This window comes from Flavobacteriales bacterium (assembly GCA_016700415.1).
GTDB lineage: Bacteria > Bacteroidota > Bacteroidia > Flavobacteriales_F > PHOS-HE28 > PHOS-HE28.
On sequence record CP065018.1, the window covers coordinates 3,124,068 to 3,143,508 of the forward strand.

12 protein-coding genes are annotated in these 19,441 nt (G+C 60.1%); 9 read left to right on the forward strand and 3 right to left on the reverse strand.

Going from position 1 to position 19,441, the window contains the following annotated elements; translation table 11 throughout:
* The first annotated feature begins 9 nt into the window (after window positions 1–9).
* From IPP95_12990 to IPP95_13030, 9 genes are all read left to right on the forward strand, one after another.
* Window positions 10–2,142 (forward strand): CRTAC1 family protein, encoded by a 2,133-nt coding sequence (locus IPP95_12990; protein QQS72080.1) that lies wholly within the window; start codon window positions 10–12, stop codon window positions 2,140–2,142.
* A gap of 267 nt (window positions 2,143–2,409) precedes the next feature.
* A complete protein-coding gene (locus IPP95_12995; protein ID QQS72081.1) occupies window positions 2,410–3,831 on the forward strand; it encodes a hypothetical protein in 1,422 nt (473 codons plus the stop codon).
* Window positions 3,798–4,100, forward strand: coding sequence for a hypothetical protein (locus IPP95_13000; GenBank protein ID QQS72082.1), 303 nt, complete (start codon window positions 3,798–3,800; stop codon window positions 4,098–4,100). Before IPP95_12995 ends, IPP95_13000 begins: the two co-directional genes overlap by 34 nt.
* A gap of 37 nt (window positions 4,101–4,137) precedes the next feature.
* Window positions 4,138–4,620, forward strand: a complete 483-nt coding sequence (locus tag IPP95_13005; GenBank protein QQS72083.1) for a hypothetical protein — start codon at window positions 4,138–4,140, stop codon at window positions 4,618–4,620.
* Window positions 4,621–4,710: 90 nt separating this feature from the next.
* Window positions 4,711–5,208, forward strand: a complete 498-nt coding sequence (locus IPP95_13010) for a hypothetical protein (protein QQS72084.1) — start codon at window positions 4,711–4,713, stop codon at window positions 5,206–5,208.
* A 166-nt stretch (window positions 5,209–5,374) separates the two neighbouring features.
* Entirely contained in the window at window positions 5,375–6,253 is an 879-nt protein-coding gene (locus tag IPP95_13015; GenBank protein QQS72085.1) for a hypothetical protein, read from the forward strand.
* Between the two features lie 37 nt (window positions 6,254–6,290).
* On the forward strand, window positions 6,291–12,278 hold the full coding sequence (locus IPP95_13020) for a T9SS type A sorting domain-containing protein (protein QQS72086.1): 5,988 nt from the start codon (window positions 6,291–6,293) through the stop codon (window positions 12,276–12,278).
* 336 nt (window positions 12,279–12,614) lie between these two features.
* Window positions 12,615–13,922 (forward strand): PKD domain-containing protein, encoded by a 1,308-nt coding sequence (locus tag IPP95_13025; GenBank protein ID QQS72087.1) that lies wholly within the window; start codon window positions 12,615–12,617, stop codon window positions 13,920–13,922.
* Window positions 13,889–15,190 carry a T9SS type A sorting domain-containing protein gene (locus IPP95_13030; protein ID QQS72088.1) on the forward strand — a complete coding sequence of 434 codons (1,302 nt, stop codon included), beginning with the start codon at window positions 13,889–13,891 and terminating at the stop codon, window positions 15,188–15,190. The genes IPP95_13025 and IPP95_13030 overlap by 34 nt, the downstream gene beginning before the upstream one ends.
* Before the next feature lie 92 nt (window positions 15,191–15,282).
* Here IPP95_13030 and IPP95_13035 read toward each other — a convergent pair whose 3' ends face one another.
* The 3 genes from IPP95_13035 to IPP95_13045 form a co-directional block, all read right to left on the reverse strand.
* Complete coding sequence (locus IPP95_13035; protein ID QQS74272.1) at window positions 15,283–16,728, reverse strand: glyceraldehyde-3-phosphate dehydrogenase; 1,446 nt, start codon at window positions 16,726–16,728, stop codon at window positions 15,283–15,285.
* Window positions 16,729–16,782: 54 nt separating this feature from the next.
* Entirely contained in the window at window positions 16,783–17,646 is an 864-nt protein-coding gene (locus IPP95_13040; protein QQS72089.1) for an RNA polymerase sigma factor RpoD/SigA, read from the reverse strand.
* Between the two features lie 193 nt (window positions 17,647–17,839).
* Window positions 17,840–19,303, reverse strand: coding sequence for a trypsin-like peptidase domain-containing protein (locus IPP95_13045; protein ID QQS72090.1), 1,464 nt, complete (start codon window positions 19,301–19,303; stop codon window positions 17,840–17,842).
* Window positions 19,304–19,441 lie beyond the last annotated feature (138 nt).

Below are 19,441 nucleotides of genomic sequence, written 5' to 3' on the forward strand. Positions count from 1 at the left end.
ACGTTTACGTTGAGCACGAGTATCCTGTCCGACCAAAGCGCCCATTCCGGAGGTTGCGTGGGCATAGCGGACATGGACGGTGATGGCTTCGACGACCTGCTCTTGCTGGACGAAAGCAAATATGTCTACATCGACTATCAAGGAGCTGGCGGCACTTTCACCTCTTATAACATGGGCCAGGCTTCATCCTCCTCGCAGTGGGGCATGGCTGCCGGGGATGTGGACAATGATGGTCACAAGGACTTCTTCAGTGGCGGTTCGAACGATGGCGTCCATTTCCTCCGGATGAGCGGTAGGGGTTCCGGAACATGGAGCAGCTTGAACAATGGCACCATGTTCATGCAATGCGCGAACATGGCGGACATTAACAACGATGGTTGGTTGGACGCTTTCGGATGCCACGACAACGCCGCCCCGAAGATCTGGCTGAACAATGGCTCAGGGTCACTGTCCTACAATGACTATGTGGATTTCACCACTTCGCCTTCCTCTGACATGAGCGGCAACTACGGGAGCGTTTTCATCGATTTCGACAATGATGGCGATCTTGATTTCTTCATCGCCCACTGCAGGCAAGGGGTGAACGTTTCCTCCGATCCGCGCCGCTGGAACCGTCTCTTCGTCAATGATGGCACAAACCATTACACGGATGAGGCCCTGACCTACGGCGCGCAGAACAGGGAACAGTCCTGGACGACGGATTTCGGAGATGTTGACAATGACGGGGACCTGGACATGGTCGTTACCAACCACAGTCGCAGCATGGAGCTCTTCCTGAATGATGGTACCGGGCATTTCACCGATGCCACTTCGGGAAGCGGACTGGAGATCAGCGCGGCCTTCCTGCAATCCAAGTTCGAGGACCTCGACAATGATGGGTATCTGGACCTGATCACGAGCGGGAACCTGGGAGGCAGTGCCGAATTCTATTTCCATGGTAATGGTAACGGGACCTTCACGCAAATGCCGAACATGCTTCCCGAGCCTTCCTCATACAATCTGCACACCTTCGCCTTGGGCGATATGAACCACGATGGTTTCATTGATGTATATGCAGGCTATGGCTCGGGTTATGTCACATACAGCACCACCCGCCGCGACGAGCTGTACTTGAACAATGGCAACAGCAACCACTTCATCAACTTCAATTTGGAGGGGACCACGAGCAATCGGGACGGTATAGGCGCCCGGGTGACGCTCTATGGTGCCTGGGGCACACAGATCCGTGAGGTTCGTGCAGGAGAGAGTTATGGCATCGTCTGTTCCTTCACCTGTCATTTCGGGATGGGCGCGAACACGGTGGTGGACTCGGCGATCGTGCATTGGCCATCCGGGATCAACGACAAGTACTACGGGCTGGCCGCTGACCAATGGATCAAGACCACCGAAGGGGAGACCCGGACCTCCATGCTGGCGGCGAAAGTGATCTTGGACGGGCCGTACGTACAGGGCACTGGATTGATGAACGATGATCTGCGTACCCAAGGGCTGGTTCCCGCGGTCGACCCGTACCCGGCATTGGGCTTCGTCCCCATGGGCACGGATGTTCCACATCGCCTTTCACCCAGCGTCCTTGCGGTAGCCGGAAACAACGCCATCGTTGATTGGATCTGGTTGGAACTGCGTTCAGCGTCGAACACATCGGTCATAGTGGCCTCGCGGGCAGCCTTGTTGCAGCGGGACGGGGATGTGGTGGACCTGAACGGCAAGAGCGCGGTGAGCATGCACGTACCGAACGGATCATACAATTTGGCCGTCCGCCATCGGAACCACTTGGGCGTGATGACCGCGTCCAGCTACGCATTGAACGGATCCGCCACCACCATTGACCTTCGATCCTCCGGTGTGACCACTTGGGGTACGAACGCGCGGAAGACCGTCGGTTCTTCCAGGACCATGTGGTCCGGCGAGATCACGGGCGATGCCAAGGTCAAATTCACAGGCGGCGGCAACGACCGCGATGCGGTACTTATTGCCATAGGGGGGTCGGTACTGACCGGTGTAGCTACCGGATATCATACTGCGGACGTGACCATGGACGGTGTGGTGAAGTACACGGGGTCCTCGAATGACCGGGACCCCATCCTCCTGAACATCGGAGGTTCATCGCCAACGGCAGTGGTGGTCGAACAACTGCCTTGACGGGTATTGGTGGCAACCGCATCTTCTTCACACACTGAAAAAATTCAATAGCTGATGGGACGATTTAGATCCTTTTTGTCCGGATACTGCCTGCGAACGGGCTTGGTCGCTTTGCTGCTTGCGAGTCTTGCATTGCCTGCCGCGGCACAGACCGATATCTTACCAAGTTCAGTCGATGTTCGTCTGGTGCAGGGCAGTGCCTCGGACCAGTTGCTGGTGCAGGTGAAGTTGCATAGCGCAGGCACGTTCGGTGGGATCTTGAGTGCAATGACCGTCACGATCCGGTACGATGCCTCCGCCGGCGGGACATTGGGAGGGGGAGCGACTTTTTGCAACGCGTGGAGCTCATTTCCACCGTCATCGGTGGTGGTCAACAGTGGTACAGCTTATCGTACATACAACGGGTTTGGCCTTAACCGGCTTGAAGATCCGGCCTTTGACGGAGGATGTGCGATGAGCCTGCCGGTGGAGACCTGGTTCACGATCACCACCATTCCGGTCGGTGGTACCGGCTGCACGGCGTTCACCTTGGGCAATGATGCATTTACCGGATCCGACAACAGGGATTTCTACATCTCCATGAACGGGCAGGATGTCACCGGCCAAGTGGTAGGTGGTCCGGTGAGCGGGGGCAATTGTGCCGAGGACTGCTTAGGCATGATCGGAGGTACGGCCCTTCCCGGTACGGCTTGCGATGACGGCAATGCGGGAACGACCAATGACACGTGGAATGCATCCTGCGTTTGTATCGGTACGCCGACCTGCACCGGAGCTGCCATTAGCGGCACCACAAGCAACTCCCCGATATGCTCCAGTTCCACCTTGAACCTCGGCGTCACCGCAACGGGTACCGGGCCATTGAGCTATGCCTGGAGCGGTACGGGCACCTTCAGTCCCAATGCATCATCACAGAACGTATCGGTTACCGGAGCGGCCACAGGCAACTATCAGGTCGTGGTGACGAATGCCTGTGGAACGGCTTCGTCAAGTGTCCCTGTCGTTGTGAACACGGCCCCATCGGCCACGATCAGCTATTCGGGTTCACCTTATTGCACCTCGGGCGGCACGGCTACCGTGACGCGTACGGGCAGCACTGGCGGGACATACAGCGCGACGCCATCAGGTCTTTCGATCAGTTCGAGCACGGGCGCTATCACGTTGGGCACGAGCACTGCGGGCAGTTACACGGTGACGTACAGCATCGCTGCCGGCGGTGGCTGTTCGGCGTTCAGTACGACCGCTTCCGTTGTGATCAATACGGCCCCATCGGCCACGATCAGCTACGCTGGTTCGCCTTATTGCACCTCGGGCGGCACGGCTACCGTGACGCGTACGGGCAGCACTGGCGGCACATACAGCGCGACGCCATCAGGTCTTTCGATCAGTTCGAGCACGGGCGCTATCACGTTGGGCACGAGCACTGCGGGGACGTACACGGTGACTTACAGCATCGCTGCCGGCGGTGGCTGTTCGGCTCTTAGCACGACAGCTTCGGTGGTGATCGGTACGGCCCCATCGGCCACGATCAGCTACGCTGGTTCACCTTATTGCACCTCGGGCGGCACGGCTACCGTGACGCGTACGGGCAGCACTGGCGGCACAACAGCGCGACGCCATCAGGTCTTTCGATCAGTTCGAGCACGGGCGCTATCACGTTGGGCACGAGCACTGCGGGCAGTTACACGGTGACGTACAGCATCGCAGCTGGCGGTGGCTGTTCGGCTCTTAGCACGACTGCTTCGGTGGTGATCGGCACGGCCCCATCGGCCACGATCAGCTACGCGGGTTCGCCTTATTGCACCTCGGGCGGCACGGCTACCGTGACGCGTACGGGCAGCACTGGCGGGACATACAGCGCGACGCCATCAGGTCTTTCGATCAGTTCGAGCACGGGCGCACGCACGTTGGGCACGAGCACTGCGGGGACGTACACGGTGACTTACAGCATCGCTGCTTAGCGGTGGCTGTTCGGCTCTTAGCACGACAGCTTCGGTGGTGATCGGTACGGCCCCATCGGCCACGATCAGCTACGCGGGTTCGCCTTATTGCACCTCGGGCGGCACGGCTACCGTGACGCGTACGGGCAGCACTGGCGGGACATACAGCGCGACGCCATCAGGTCTTTCGATCAGTTCGAGCACGGGCGCTATCACGTTGGGCACGAGCACTGCGGGGACGTACACGGTGACATACAGCATCGCAGCTGGCGGTGGCTGTTCGGCTCTTAGCACGACTGCTTCGGTGGTGATCGGCACGGCCCCATCGGCCACGATCAGCTACGCGGGTTCGCCTTATTGCACCTCGGGCGGCACGGCTACCGTGACGCGTACGGGCAGCACTGGCGGGACATACAGCGCGACGCCATCAGGTCTTTCGATCAGTTCGAGCACGGGCGCTATCACGTTGGGCACGAGCACTGCGGGGACGTACACGGTGCCTTACAGCATCGCTGCTAGGCGGTGGCTGTTCGGCTCTTAGCACGACAGCTTCGGTGGTGATCGGTACGGCCCCATCGGCCACGATCGCTACGCGGGTTCGCCTTATTGCACCTCGGGCGGCACGGCTACCGTGACGCGTACGGGCAGCACTGGCGGGACATACAGCGCGACGCCATCAGGTCTTTCGATCAGTTCGAGCACGGGCGCTATCACGTTGGGCACGAGCACTGCGGGGACGTACACGGTGACTTACAGCATCGCTGCCGGCGGTGGCTGTTCGGCTCTTAGCACGACAGCTTCGGTGGTGATCGGTACGGCCCCATCGGCCACGATCAGCTACGCGGGTTCGCCTTATTGCACCTCGGGCGGCACGGCTACCGTGACGCGTACGGGCAGCACTGGCGGGACATACAGCGCGACGCCATCAGGTCTTTCGATCAGTTCGAGCACGGGCGCTATCACGTTGGGCACGAGCACTGCGGGGACGTACACGGTGACTTACAGCATCGCCGGCGGTGGCTGTTCGGCTCTTAGCACGACAGCTTCGGTGGTGATCGGTACGGCCCCATCGGCCACGATCGCTACGCGGGTTCGCCTTATTGCACCTCGGGCGGCACGGCTACCGTGACGCGTACGGGCAGCACTGGCGGGACATACGCGCGACGCCATCAGGTCTTTCGATGGTTCGAGCAGGGCGCTATACGTTGGGCGCTGGGGGACGACGGTGACTACAGCGGGCTGTTGGCCTGCTTCGGGGGTGGTGCCCCAGCGGGTTCCCTGACCTGGGGGCTACCGTGACGCGTACGGCACACTGGGGGACATACAGCGCGACGCCATCAGGTCTTTCGATCGGTTCGAGCACGGGCGCTATCACGTTGGGCACGAGCACTGCGGGGACGTACACGGTGACTTACAGCATCGCTGCCGGCGGTGGCTGTTCGGCTCTTAGCACGACAGCTTCGGTGGTGATCGGTACGGCCCCATCGGCCACGATCAGCTACGCGGGTTCGCCTTATTGCACCTCGGGCGGCACGGCTACCGTGACGCGTACGGGCAGCACTGGCGGGACATACAGCGCGACGCCATCAGGTCTTTCGATCAGTTCGAGCACGGGCGCTATCACGTTGGGCACGAGCACTGCGGGGACGTACACGGTGACTTACAGCATCGCTGTAAGCGGTGGCTGTTCGGCTCTTAGCACGACAGCTTCGGTGGTGATCGGTACGGCCCCATCGGCCACGATCAGCTACGCTGGTTCACCTTATTGCACCTCGGGCGGCACGGCTACCGTGACGCGTACGGGCAGCACTGGCGGGACATACAGCGCGACGCCATCAGGTCTTTCGATCAGTTCGAGCACGGGCGCTATCACGTTGGGCACGAGCACTGCGGGGACGTACACGGTGACTTACAGCATCGCTGCCAGCGGTGGCTGTTCGGCTCTTAGCACGACAGCTTCGGTGGTGATCGGCACGGCCCCATCGGCCACGATCAGCTACGCTGGTTCACCTTATTGCACCTCGGGCGGCACGGCTACCGTGACGCGTACGGGCAGCACTGGCGGGACATACAGCGCGACGCCATCAGGTCTTTCGATCAGTTCGAGCACGGGCGCTATCACGTTGGGCACGAGCACTGCGGGCAGTTACACGGTGACGTACAGCATCGCTTAGCGGTGGCTGTTCGGCGTTCAGTACGACCGCTTCCGTTGTGATCAATACGGCCCCATCGGCCACGATCAGCTACGCTGGTTCGCCTTATTGCACCTCGGGCGGCACGGCTACCGTGACGCGTACGGGCAGCACTGGCGGCACATACAGCGCGACGCCATCAGGTCTTTCGATCAGTTCGAGCACGGGCGCTATCACGTTGGGCACGAGCACTGCGGGCAGTTACACGGTGACGTACAGCATCGCTGCCGGCGGTGGCTGTTCGGCTCTTAGCACGACAGCTTCGGTGGTGATCGGTACGGCCCCATCGGCCACGATCAGCTACGCGGGTTCGCCTTATTGCACCTCGGGCGGCACGGCTACCGTGACGCGTACGGGCAGCACTGGCGGGACATACAGCGCGACGCCATCAGGTCTTTCGATCAGTTCGAGCACGGGCGCTATCACGTTGGGCACGAGCACTGCGGGCAGTTACACGATGACGTACAGCATCGCTGCCGGCGGTGGCTGTTCGGCGTTCAGTACGACCGCTTCCGTTGTGATCAATACGGCCCCATCGGCCACGATCAGCTACGCGGGTTCGCCTTATTGCACCTCGGGCGGCACGGCTACCGTGACGCGTACGGGCAGCACTGGCGGTACGTACAGCGCTGTTCCGTCAGGTCTGTCCATCAATCCAAACACAGGTGCGATCGGCTTGGCCGGGAGCACAGCGGCCACATACACGGTGACATACACGATCGGAGCTACCGGTGGTTGTTCCGCATTTGCAACCACGGCCACGATCCAGATCGGGCAGGCACCGACAGCTACCATCGACTATCCGGGTTCACCCTATTGTACTTCCGGCGGGCAGGCCGCAGTGTCGTTGGCGGGCGCAAGTGGTGGAGCTTTCACGGCATCTCCTGGTGGTCTGTCCATTGATGCGGGTACCGGAGCGGTGGACTTGAACGCGAGCACCACCGGCACGTACACGGTCACCTACACCATAGCACCAACAGGGGGCTGCGCTGAATTTTCAACCACCGCTGAAATTTCTGTGGGTGCCGCCCCTTCGGCCACGATCACCTATACCGGCTCACCGTTCTGTGCTTCCGCAGGCCAAGCTGATGTGACCCGCACCGGTTCTTCCGGAGGCGCGTTCAGTGCCACGCCATCGGGCTTGTCCATCGACGTCGGAACGGGTCATGTCGATCTGACGAGCAGCGCACCGGGCATGTATACGGTGACCTACGCGATCGCTGCGGCTGGCGGGTGCTCAGCATTCAGCACCACCACCGATATCTCCATCGGGGCCGCTCCTTCGGCCACGATCAATTATAGTGGTTCACCCTATTGCACATCAGGAGTTAGTGCGGCCGTGAGCCGTACCGGTACACCGGGCGGAACGTTCAGCTCGGCACCCGCAGGACTGTCCATCAATGCGGCCAACGGAGCCATCGATCTTGGGAACAGCTCTGCGGGCATTTACACAGTGACCTACGCCATAGCCGCAGGCGGTGGATGCACGGCCTTCAGCACCACCGCTCAGGTGGTCGTGAACGAAGCTCCGTCCTCGACCATTTCCTACACGGGGTCGCCCTATTGCACCGATGGTGGAACAGCAAGCGTGGTGCGGACCGGTACGACGGGCGGGACGTACTTGGCCGACCCGGCAGGTCTGTCGATCGATCTTGCCAGCGGGGCGATCGATCTGGGCAGCAGCAGCGCGGGGACCTACACGGTGACGTATGGCATTGCGGCGAATGGTGGTTGCGCAGCGTTCAACACGACCGCCTCTGTGATCGTCGGGGCCGCCCCGTCCGCTTCCATCAGTTATGACGGATCACCCTATTGCTCGGGTGGTGGCTCCGTGGACGTTACCCGCACGGGTACTGCCGGAGGCACATATGCAGCCGTCCCGGGCGGGCTTTCGATCAGTGCGAGCACAGGCCAGATCGATCTGGGGGCAAGCACCGCAGGTACGTACACAGTGACATACAGCATCGCGGCCTCCGGTGGTTGTGCGCTGTTCACTACCTCCGCGCCATTGGTCATCGGGACAGCACCTTCGGCCATGATCGAATACAATGGATCACCGTATTGTACCTCCGATGTGAGCGTTAACGTGACCCGGACCGGCAGTGGCGGCGGGGTCTATTCTTCGGTTCCTTCAGGCTTGTCGTTGAATGCGACCACGGGCAGCATCGATCCCGGAGCGAGCACCGCCGGGAATTTCACGGTGACGTACGACATCGCAGCTTCCGGTGGATGTGCTTCCTTCTCCACCACCGCGGATGTTGTGATCGATGAGGCTTCAACGTGGTATGCCGACGCCGACGCGGATGGTGCCGGGGACCCGGCGGTCACCACGCTGGCTTGTGATCAACCGACCGGCTATGTGGCCGTGGCGGGTGACCTCTGCCCTTCCGACCCGAACAAGGTCGACCCCGGCACATGTGGCTGTGGAGTTCCGGATACGGACACGGACCATGATGGAGTGCCGGATTGCATTGATAGTTGCCCGCTGCTTTCAGGCGGTGTCGGTGACGCCTGCGACGACGGCGATGTGAACACGACGAACGACCAGATCACTTCGGATTGCGAATGCGTAGGCACTGTTGTCTATGACTGCCCTGTTCTGATGGCGAACATCGGCGATGCCTGCGACGACGGCGATGTGAACACGACGAACGACCAGATCACTTCGGACTGCGAATGCGTAGGCACTGTTGTCTATGACTGCCCTGTTCTGATGGCGAACATCGGCGACGCCTGCGACGACGGCGATGTGAACACGACGAACGACCAGATCACTTCGGACTGCGAATGCGTAGGCACGTTGGTTTACGACTGCCCTGTTCTGATGGCGAACATCGGTGACGCCTGCGACGACGGCGACGTGAACACGACGAACGACCAGATCACTTCGGACTGCGAATGCGTGGGCACTGTTGTCTATGACTGCCCGGTGCTGATGGCGAACATCGGCGACGCCTGCGGCGACGGTGACGTGAACACGACGAACGACCAGATCACTGCGGACTGCGAATGTTTAGGCACGGTGGTTTACGACTGCCCTGTTCTGATGGCGAACATCGGTGACGCCTGCGACGACGGCGACGTGAACACGACGAACGACCAGATCACCGCGGATTGCGAATGCGTAGGCACTGTTGTCTATGACTGCCCTGTTCTGATGGCGAACATCGGTGACGCCTGCGACGACGGCGACGTGAACACGACGAACGACCAGATCACTTCGGACTGCGAATGTGTAGGCACTGTTGTCTATGACTGCCCGGTGCTGATGGCGAACATCGGTGACGCCTGCGACGACGGTGACGTGAACACGACGAACGATCAGGTCACTTCGGACTGCGAATGCGTAGGCACTGTTGTCTATGACTGCCCTGTTCTGATGGCGAACATCGGCGATGCCTGCGACGACGGCGACGTGAACACGACGAACGACCAGATCACTTCGGACTGCGAATGCGTAGGCACTGTTGTCTATGACTGCCCTGTTCTGATGGCGAACATCGGCGATGCCTGCGACGACGGCGACGTGAACACGACGAACGACCAGATCACTTCGGACTGCGAATGCGTAGGCACTGTTGTCTATGACTGCCCGGTGCTGATGGCGAACATCGGTGACGCCTGCGACGACGGCGATGTGAACACGACGAACGACCAGATCACCGCGGATTGCGAATGCGTAGGCACTGTTGTCTATGACTGCCCGGTGCTGATGGCGAACATCGGTGACGCCTGCGACGACGGCGATGTGAACACGACGAACGACCAGATCACTTCGGATTGCGAATGCGTAGGCACTGTTGTCTATGACTGCCCTGTTCTGATGGCGAACATCGGTGACGCCTGCGACGACGGCGATGTGAACACGACGAACGACCAGATCACTTCGGACTGCGAATGCGTAGGCACTGTTGTCTATGATTGCCCTGTTCTGATGGCGAACATCGGTGACGCCTGCGACGACGGCGACGTGAACACGACGAACGATCAGGTCACTTCGGACTGCGAATGTGTAGGCACTGTTGTCTATGACTGCCCGGTGCTGATGGCGAACATCGGTGACGCCTGCGACGACGGCGACGTGAACACGACGAACGATCAGGTCACTTCGGACTGCGAATGTGTAGGCACTGTTGTCTATGACTGCCCGGTGCTGATGGCGAACATCGGTGACGCCTGCGACGACGGCGATGTGAACACGACGAACGACCAGATCACTTCGGACTGCGAATGCGTAGGCACTGTTGTCTATGATTGCCCTGTTCTGATGGCGAACATCGGTGACGTCTGCGACGACGGCGACATGAACACGACGAACGACCAGATCACCGCGGATTGCGATTGCATCGGAACGGTGATCTGCGTTCCGCCCAGTATATCGGAGACCTCGAGTGATTCACCGATCTGCTCTGGGACAGTTCTCAACTTGGGCGTTACAGCAGGCGGAACAGGAACGCTGAGCTATGCATGGTCGGGTGCTGGTTTGTTCGACCCCGGACCACTTTCACAGTATGTTGCCGTAACGGGAGCTGCCACGGGGGATTATCAGGTCACGGTCTCGAACAACTGTGGCAGTGCTTCTGCCACGGTTTCCGTGGTCGTTGACGCGGCTCCCTCAGCGACGATCAGTTTTGATGGATCCCCGTACTGCACGACCAGCGGCTTCGCTCAAGTGACGCGGCTGGGGACCCCGGACGGCAGCTACTCCGCGGCACCTGCCGGGCTGGCGATCGATCCGGGCACCGGTTCGGTCGACTTGGATGCGAGCACCGCCGGGACCTATGTGGTGACCTACAGCATTGATGCCAACGGTGGCTGTGGACCGTTCAGCACAACGACCGATATCTTGGTGCAGGATCCCACCGTGTGGTATGCCGATGTGGATGGTGACGGGGTAGGCTCCGATGCCGATGCCGTTCTCGCCTGTGAGCAGCCTTCGGGCTATGTGGCCATCAGTGGTGATGCTTGCCCGACGGACCCGGATAAACTGGATCCCGGGATCTGTGGCTGCGGCATCCCCGATACGGATACGGACAATGATGGCGCGGCGGATTGTATTGATGGATGCCCTACGGACCCTGATAAGATCGCGCCTGGAGCCTGTGGTTGCGGCGTGCCGGATACCGATTCGGACGGGGACGGCATCGCGGATTGCATTGATAGCTGCCCGACCTTATCAGGCCAGATCGGAGATGCCTGCGACGATAATGATCCGGGCACGGAGGACGATGTGATCACTTCCGATTGCGTTTGTGCAGGCACGATCGTCTACGACTGCCCCGATCTTCAAGCGAACGTGGGCGACGCCTGCGATGACGGGGACGCCACTACGACGAACGACATGGTCACGGCCGATTGTGCGTGCGTAGGCACGAGCATCTACGACTGTCCTGACCTTCAGGCGAACGTGGGTGATGCCTGCGATGACGGGGACGCCACTACGACGAACGACATGGTGACGGCCGATTGTGCGTGCGTAGGCACGAGCATCTACGACTGTCCTGACCTTCAGGCGAACGTGGGTGATGCCTGCGACGATGGCGACGCCACGACCGAGAACGACATGGTGACGGCTGATTGCGCCTGTGTTGGCACGAGCATCTATGACTGCCCGGACCTTCAGGCGAACATCGGTGATGTGTGTGACGACGGCAATGCCGGGACCGACGAGGACGTCATCACGGAGGATTGCATTTGCCTAGGCGATATCATCGACGGCATCGGGGATCCCATCGGAAGTTCGGACGATGCGATGTCCTTGTTCCCGAACCCGAACCGTACCGGAGTGGTCACGTTGCACATCGAAGGACTTGGGCAGGGGCAGCGCGCTGTACTGATCGAGATCCACGATGCTTCGGGAAGGCTGGTCTATCAGGAAACGGCCCAAGCCGTGGGTGGTGTAGTTCACCACGGCATGGATCTTTCCAAGCGGGTCTCCCAAGGGTTGTACATGGTGGAAGCCATCGCCGGAGGCCGGCATTACCTGCGGCGCTTGGTGATCCAATAGGTCAGTTGTCCATTTATCTGTGATGGTCCCCGCTCTTCCCGGAAGAAGCGGGGACTTTCATTCCGGTCCGGTCGCCGGGCCATGAAGGTGATGGGCACGTCCTGTGGTGGTGGCCACTTAGGCACGTAGGAACTACCTTTGTAACCTCGGAAAAAGAGGTCGATTCACGGGGACAAGAGTGCCCAGATCGACGCTTTTCCCCCGATCCAACGAAGCACCAGGCCAGGCTGATCAATTCGGATCAAATAGGTGGCCCGTGAAACTGAAACAGAAAAAATAGACCGGACTGAAATGAAGGATCTTGGCAAATGGTCTGCACGTGCTTTCCGATGGGGTTTGATCATCTTGCTCATCGCGACGTTCAACAACGTGCAAGCCCAAGATGTCATCCCTTCATCGGCCGATATCCGTCTGGTACAAGGCACTGCCGGAGATCAACTGCTGGTGCAGATGAAGATCCACAGTACTTCGGATTTCGGCGGGATCCTCAGCGCGCTTACCGTTACGATCCGTTATGATGCGTCTTCCGGCATGGCGATCGGAGGGGGCACAAGCTTTTGTAGCGCATGGAGTGCTTTTTCGCCGTCCCCGGTCGTCCTGAACGGAGGGCTGGCCTATCGGACGTACAACGGTTTCGGGATCAACCGGCTGGAGGATCCTGTCTTTGACGGAGGTTGCGGTATATCCCTGGTGCCGGAGGAATGGTTCACCATCACGACCATCCCGGTCGCCGGGGAGGGTTGCACGGAATTCATCTTAGGCAATGACGCCTTCACCCAGCTGTCCAACCGGAATTACTACGTGTCCATGGGCGGCCACAATGTTACCGGGCAGGTTCTGGACGGACCGGTCAATGGCGGGAATTGCGCACCGGATTGCTTAGGCATTCCCGGAGGTACTGCGCTTCCCGGAACGCCTTGCGACGATCTGGACCCCGGCACATTCGACGATACTTGGGGTGCGAACTGTGTTTGCACCGGAACCACGGGCTGCGTTCCTCCAACGATCACGGGCACGAGCACCAACTCGCCGATCTGTTCCAGCAACGGGCTGAACTTGGCCGTTACGGCCACCGGTTCCGGACCATTGAGCTATGCATGGACGGGCGCTGGCAGCTATTCCCCCAATCCGACATCCGCAAGCGTGACGGTGACAGGGGCTGCTACGGGTCCATATCAAGTGACGGTGTCCAACACCTGCGGTGATGCGTCGGCATCCATTCCAGTGATGGTACAACAGGCACCATCCGCGACGATCGCATACGGTGGTTCTCCATACTGCGCTACCACCGGCACAGCCACGGTCACACGTACGGGCACGTCCGGCGGTACATACACCGCGAGCCCGGGCGGTCTGTCCATCACTGGGAGCACCGGAACGATCAATTTGGGGAACAGCACGGCCGGGACGTACACGGTGACTTACACTATTGCGGCGGGCGGCGGCTGCGCGGCCTTCAGCACCACGGCCACGGTTGTGATCACAGCTGGTCCTTCGGCTACGATCAGCAGGGAACACCGTTTTGGGCCAGGGAAGTACCGGGGGGCGGCGGAACCTATATTGCAAGTCCGAGCGGCCTTTCCATCAATGGGAACAACGGAACGATCAATTTGGGGAACAGCACGGCCGGGACGTACACGGTGACTTACACTATTGCGGCGGGCGGCGGCTGCGCGGCCTTCAGCACCACGGCCACGGTTGTGATCACAGCTGGTCCTTCGGCTACGATCAGCTATGCGGGAACACCGTTTTGCGGTACCACCGGCACTGCAAGTGTTACGCGTACCGGGAGCGGCGGCGGAACCTATACGGCGAGCCCGAGCGGCCTTTCCATCAACGGGAACAACGGAACGATCAACTTGGGGAACAGCACGGCCGGGACGTACACGGTGACTTACACCATTGCGGCGGGCGGCGGCTGCGCGGCCTTCAGCACCACGGCCACGGTTGTGATCACAGCTGGCCCTTCGGCTACGATCAGCTATGCGGGAACACCGTTTTGCGGTACCACCGGCACGGCCACGGTCACGCGGACAGGCACTTCCGGCGGGACGTACACGGCGAGCCCGAACGGTCTTTCCCTCAATGGGAACAATGGAACGATCAATCTGGGGAGCAGCGCGTCCGGCACGTACACAGTGGCGTACACCATTGCGGCAGGCGGCGGTTGCTCAGCCTTCAGCACCACGGCCGCAGTGGTGATCAACGCTCCGGTCACCTGGTATGCGGACGTGGATAACGACGGCGTTGGGGATGATGCGAGCACCGTGCAGGCCTGTATCCCACCTGCCGGATACGTATCGGTAGGAGGGGACCTCTGCCCACAAGATCCGGACAAGCTTTCACCGGGGATCTGTGGCTGCGGGATCCCCGACACGGACACGGACAATGATGGGGCCGCGGATTGCGTGGATGGATGCCCCACGGACCCCGACAAGATCGCACCCGGGGTCTGCGGCTGCGGCATACCGGATATTGATTCCGACAAGGACGGGCTGGCTGATTGCATTGATAGCTGCCCGACATTGGTAGGTGAGATAGGCGGTCCTTGCGATGACGGTGATCCCACCACAGTCAATGACATCATCACACCGGAATGCATCTGTGCAGGGACGATCACCATCGGCATCACGGAAACGGAACAAGCACATGGGGTCACCGTGTCGCTCTACCCCAATCCGCATTTTTCAGGGATGGTCCATGTGGACATCGATGGTCTTACCGGCGGGAACGGGGACGTTTTGATCGAGGTACACGATGCATCTGGTCGGTTGGTCCATCAGGCTTCGGTCGCGCCGGTAGGAGGGAAGGCGCACTTTGCCATGGACCTGAAGGATGTGGGCCGTGGGCTTTACATGGTGGAAGTGATCACGGAGGGCCACCGGTATTTGAAGCGGCTGGTGATGCAGTAGTTGCGACCCATCCGGTCTTGATCGAACCGGGTCGCAACAAAAAAGGGCCATCCTGTGCAGGATGGCCCTTTTTCAGGGATGGATAGGAAGGCTCAGTAGTACACCAGGCGGCGCACTTTGGCGATGTGTTTCGCGAGACGGATCACTTGCTTGGTGTAGCCGAACTCGTTGTCATACCAGGTGTACAGCACCACGCTCCGCTTGTCGTTGCTCACGATGGTGGCGTTGCTGTCGAACACGCTGCAGCAGGTATCACCGATGATGTCGCTGCTCACCAGTTCGGGATCGACCTGGTAGTGGATCTGGTTCACCAGTTCGCCGTTCAACGCGGCGTTGCGGATCAACTCGTTCATCTGCTCCAAGGTCACGTCCTTCTTCACGGTGAGGCTCATGATGGCGAGCGAACCGTTCGGCGTGGGCACACGCACCGCGTTGGCCGTCAGCTTGTCCTTCAGGCTGGGGATCGCCTTGCTCACGGCAGTGCCGGCACCGGTGCTGGTGATCACCATGTTGATCGCGGCACTGCGGCCACGGCGAGGGCCCTTGTGGTAGTTGTCCAGCAGGTTCTGGTCGTTCGTATAGGCATGCACCGTTTCGATGTGGCCTTTCTCGATGCCCAGTTCGTCCTCCACCACTTTCAAAATGGGGGCGATGGCGTTAGTGGTGCAGCTGGCGGCGCTGAAGATGTTCTCGTTCTCGATGTCGAGATCCTTCTGGTTGATGCCGTATACGATGTTCGGGATCTCCTTGCCAGGGGCCGTCAGCAGCACCTTCTTAACGCCTTTGGACTTGAGGTGGCGCTCCAACGCTGCCCGGTTGGTGAAGGCTCCGGTGTTGTCGATCACTAAGGCGTCTTGGATGCCGTAAACGGTGTAGTCGATGTCCTCGGGGTTCGACGCGGCGATCAATTGGACCTGTTGGCCGTTGATGATGAGCGTTTGGTTCTCCAGGTCCTCCACCACAGTTCCCTTGAAGGCACCATGTACGCTGTCGTTGCGCAAGAGAGCGGCACGCTTCACGATCTGTTCGTCGTTGAGGGTGCGCATCACGATCGCACGGAGGCGCAATTGTTGGCCCTTGCCGGCCTGCTTGACAAGCTCGCGCGCCGCGATGCGGCCAATGCGGCCGAAACCGTACAGCACTACGTCCTGAGGCTTGAAGGTGTGCTTGTCCAGGCCGATGAAGCGGTCCAACTGCTTCTTGAGGAAGTCGGTGGCCGAAGTGTTCCCGGATTCCTTGAACTCGTGGGTCAAGCGGCCGATGTCGATCTTGCTGGGGGCCAGTCCGAGGGTCAAGAGGGTGCGGGCCAGCTCGGCGGTGGTCTTGATCTCGATGGGCTTGTGTACCACCGTGTCCGCATAATTGTAGAGCTTGATCACCTCCGAGGTGTTGATGTCCAAGAGGTGGTTCCGGAAGAAAACCAGTTCCACGCCGTGCTCGAACATCAGCTGACCTACCGAGTTCAGCAGGTCCACCGCGTATTTTTCACGGTCCACATAATCCTTTAGGCCGGCCTCATAGCCGACCTTCTTTGACAAAGTCTCCATGTTGGGGGTGTTGAGAAAAAGAGAACTGCTTCACGACAACTATGCTCAGCCCAAGTAGGCTTTGAGCAGCTTGCTGCGGCTGGTGTGGCGGAGGCGGCGGATGGCCTTCTCCTTGATCTGCCTTACGCGCTCACGGGTGAGGTCGAACTTGGCACCGATCTCCTCCAAGGTGAGCCCGTGGTTGATGTTGATGCCGAAGAACAGTTTCACCACGTCGCGCTCGCGCTCGGTGAGCGTGCTCAACGCACGGTCGATCTCCTTGGAAAGGCTTTCGTTGATCAGTACGCGGTCGGCCGGCATGCTGTCGTTGTTCGGCAGCACGTCCAGCAGGCTGTTGCTCTCGCCTTCCACGAAGGGGGCGTCCATGCTGATGTGACGTCCGCTCACCTTCATGGTGTCGGCGACCTTCTCCGGGGGGAGCTCCAGCAAGGTGGCGAGCTCGTCCGCACTGGGCGGGCGCTCATATTCCTGCTCCAGCTTGGCGAAGGCCTTGTTGATCTTGTTCAGCGACCCCACTTGGTTCAGCGGCAGGCGTACGATACGGCTCTGCTCGGCCAGTGCCTGAAGGATGCTCTGGCGGATCCACCACACCGCGTAGCTGATGAATTTGAAACCGCGGGTCTCGTCAAAGCGCTGCGCCGCCTTGATCAGTCCGAGGTTGCCCTCGTTGATCAGGTCGGGAAGGCTCAGGCCCTGGTTCTGGTATTGCTTGGCCACGGAGACCACGAAGCGCAGGTTGGCTTTCACCAATTTGTCCAGCGCGGCGCCATCGCCCTTCTTGATCTTGCGGGCAAGCTCGACCTCCATTTCGGCATTGATCAGACCTTCCTTCCCGATCTCCTGGAGATACTTGTCCAAAGACTGGCTCTCCCGATTGGTGATCGACTTGGTGATCTTGAGTTGGCGCATTCTGCTGGTCACGGGCGTCGGGGGTATTTAGTGGATGGAGGTGTGGAGATCGAAGGAACTTGTTCCGGTTGATAACACGCGTACCGGGCACTTCGTTCAGTCAGGCCGCGAAGGTACATCCGCCCCGTGCGATCAGGCAAGCCGCCGCAAGGGGGATCTTGTTCTTTTTTGAAAGTGCCTGATGGTTAACCGGTTACACGCCAAGGCCATAGTAGGCCCGCATGCCGTTCGGGTATACGCCCTCGATCAACACGCCGCCCTGCCTGCCGACAAGCGCCTTGTCAATGTCCGCCGGGCTGCGCATCGGCTTCTGGTCGATCTTGGTGATGATGAAGCCTTCGCGGATGCCGATGCTGCGCAATTTCCCACCGTTGATGCGCACCACCTTTACGCCGTTCCCGATCCTCAGGGCCTTCAGTTCCGCGTCTGTGGCGGCGGCCAGTTCGGCACCCAGCGTGGGCAGGCTTACATCCTTCGAAGCCGTTGGGGATTCCGCGCCTGCACGGCCGAGCAAGGTCATGTCCATCACTTCTTCCTTGCCGTCGCGCACCAAGGTGATCGCCACTTTGTCGCCAGGGCTGAATTTGCCCACCTGCTCCTGTAGTTCAGGCACGTTGTCCACGTTCATGGCACCCACCTTCACGATCACGTCGCCGCTCTTCACGCCTGCGGACTTCGCCGCGCCGTCGTCCATCACATCCTTTACATAGACGCCTTTCAAGCGCGTCAGGTCGAGGCTCTTCGCCATGTCCTGATCGATATCGCTGATGGTGACGCCCAGGTAGGCGCGGCGCACGCTGCCGAACTCCATCAGGTCGCCGGTGACCTTGCTGACGATGTTCGACGGCACCGCGAAGGAATAGCCGGTGTAAGCGCCGGTGGTACTTGCGATCGCGCTGTTGATCCCGATGAGGTCGCCGGTGGTATTGACCAGCGCTCCGCCGCTGTTGCCCGGATTCACCGCCGCATCGGTCTGGATGAAGCTTTCGATCGGGAAGATGTCCTTGGCCGGGTCATATTGCAGGATGTTGATGCTGCGGGCCTTGGCACTGACGATCCCGGCGGTCACCGTGCTCGTCAGGTTCATCGGGTTGCCCACGGCCAGTACCCATTGGCCCACCTTCACGTCATCGCTGTTGCCGAAGGTCAGCGTGGGCAGGTCCTTCTCATCGATCTTGATCAAGGCGATGTCGGTGCTCGGGTCGCGGCCGATCACCGTCGCGTCGTATTTCCGCTTGTCATTCAAGTGTACCTGGATCTTGTCGGCATTCTCCACCACGTGGTTGTTCGTCACGATATAGCCGTCGTTGCTGATGATGACACCACTGCCCGCGCCGCGTACCTGCTCCGGTGCCGGTTGCGCATAGCCCCAGAAGTAGCTCCCCACGGGTCCCCGTTGCACGGTGGCCTCGGTGGTCACATGGACCACGGCGTCGATGCTCTTGGTGGCGGCGGTGGTGAAGTCCGCGGCCTCTACCGCGGTGCCGCCGGCAGTGGGCATGCCCACGAAATGCGCAGGGACATTGGTGGTCGATGAAGTGACGGCGTCGGGCGAAGGGCTGATACGGTCATGTACGCCCAAGGCCAACAACCCGCCGGCCACGGCCATGCCGAAGTATCCCAATGCACGTTGGAAGGTTCCTGTTTGCTTGTTCATTTTTATGGTCTTGTGCCTTATTGCACAACAAAGCAACGCAGGTCTGAAAGCCTTGTTCGGCGCGGTGCTGTTAACAACTGTTGATCGCTTTTTGTGTGCATTCTGGCGTCAGGCCTACCGTGCGAGGAGCATGCCAAA

Coding starts and splice junctions, on each gene's coding strand:
- IPP95_13045 (QQS72090.1), bottom strand. CDS start 19,303: ATGAACAAGCAAACAGGAACCTTCCAACGTGCATTGGGATACTTCGGC.
- IPP95_12995 (QQS72081.1), top strand. CDS start 2,410: ATGACCGTCACGATCCGGTACGATGCCTCCGCCGGCGGGACATTGGGA.
- IPP95_13040 (QQS72089.1), bottom strand. CDS start 17,646: ATGCGCCAACTCAAGATCACCAAGTCGATCACCAATCGGGAGAGCCAG.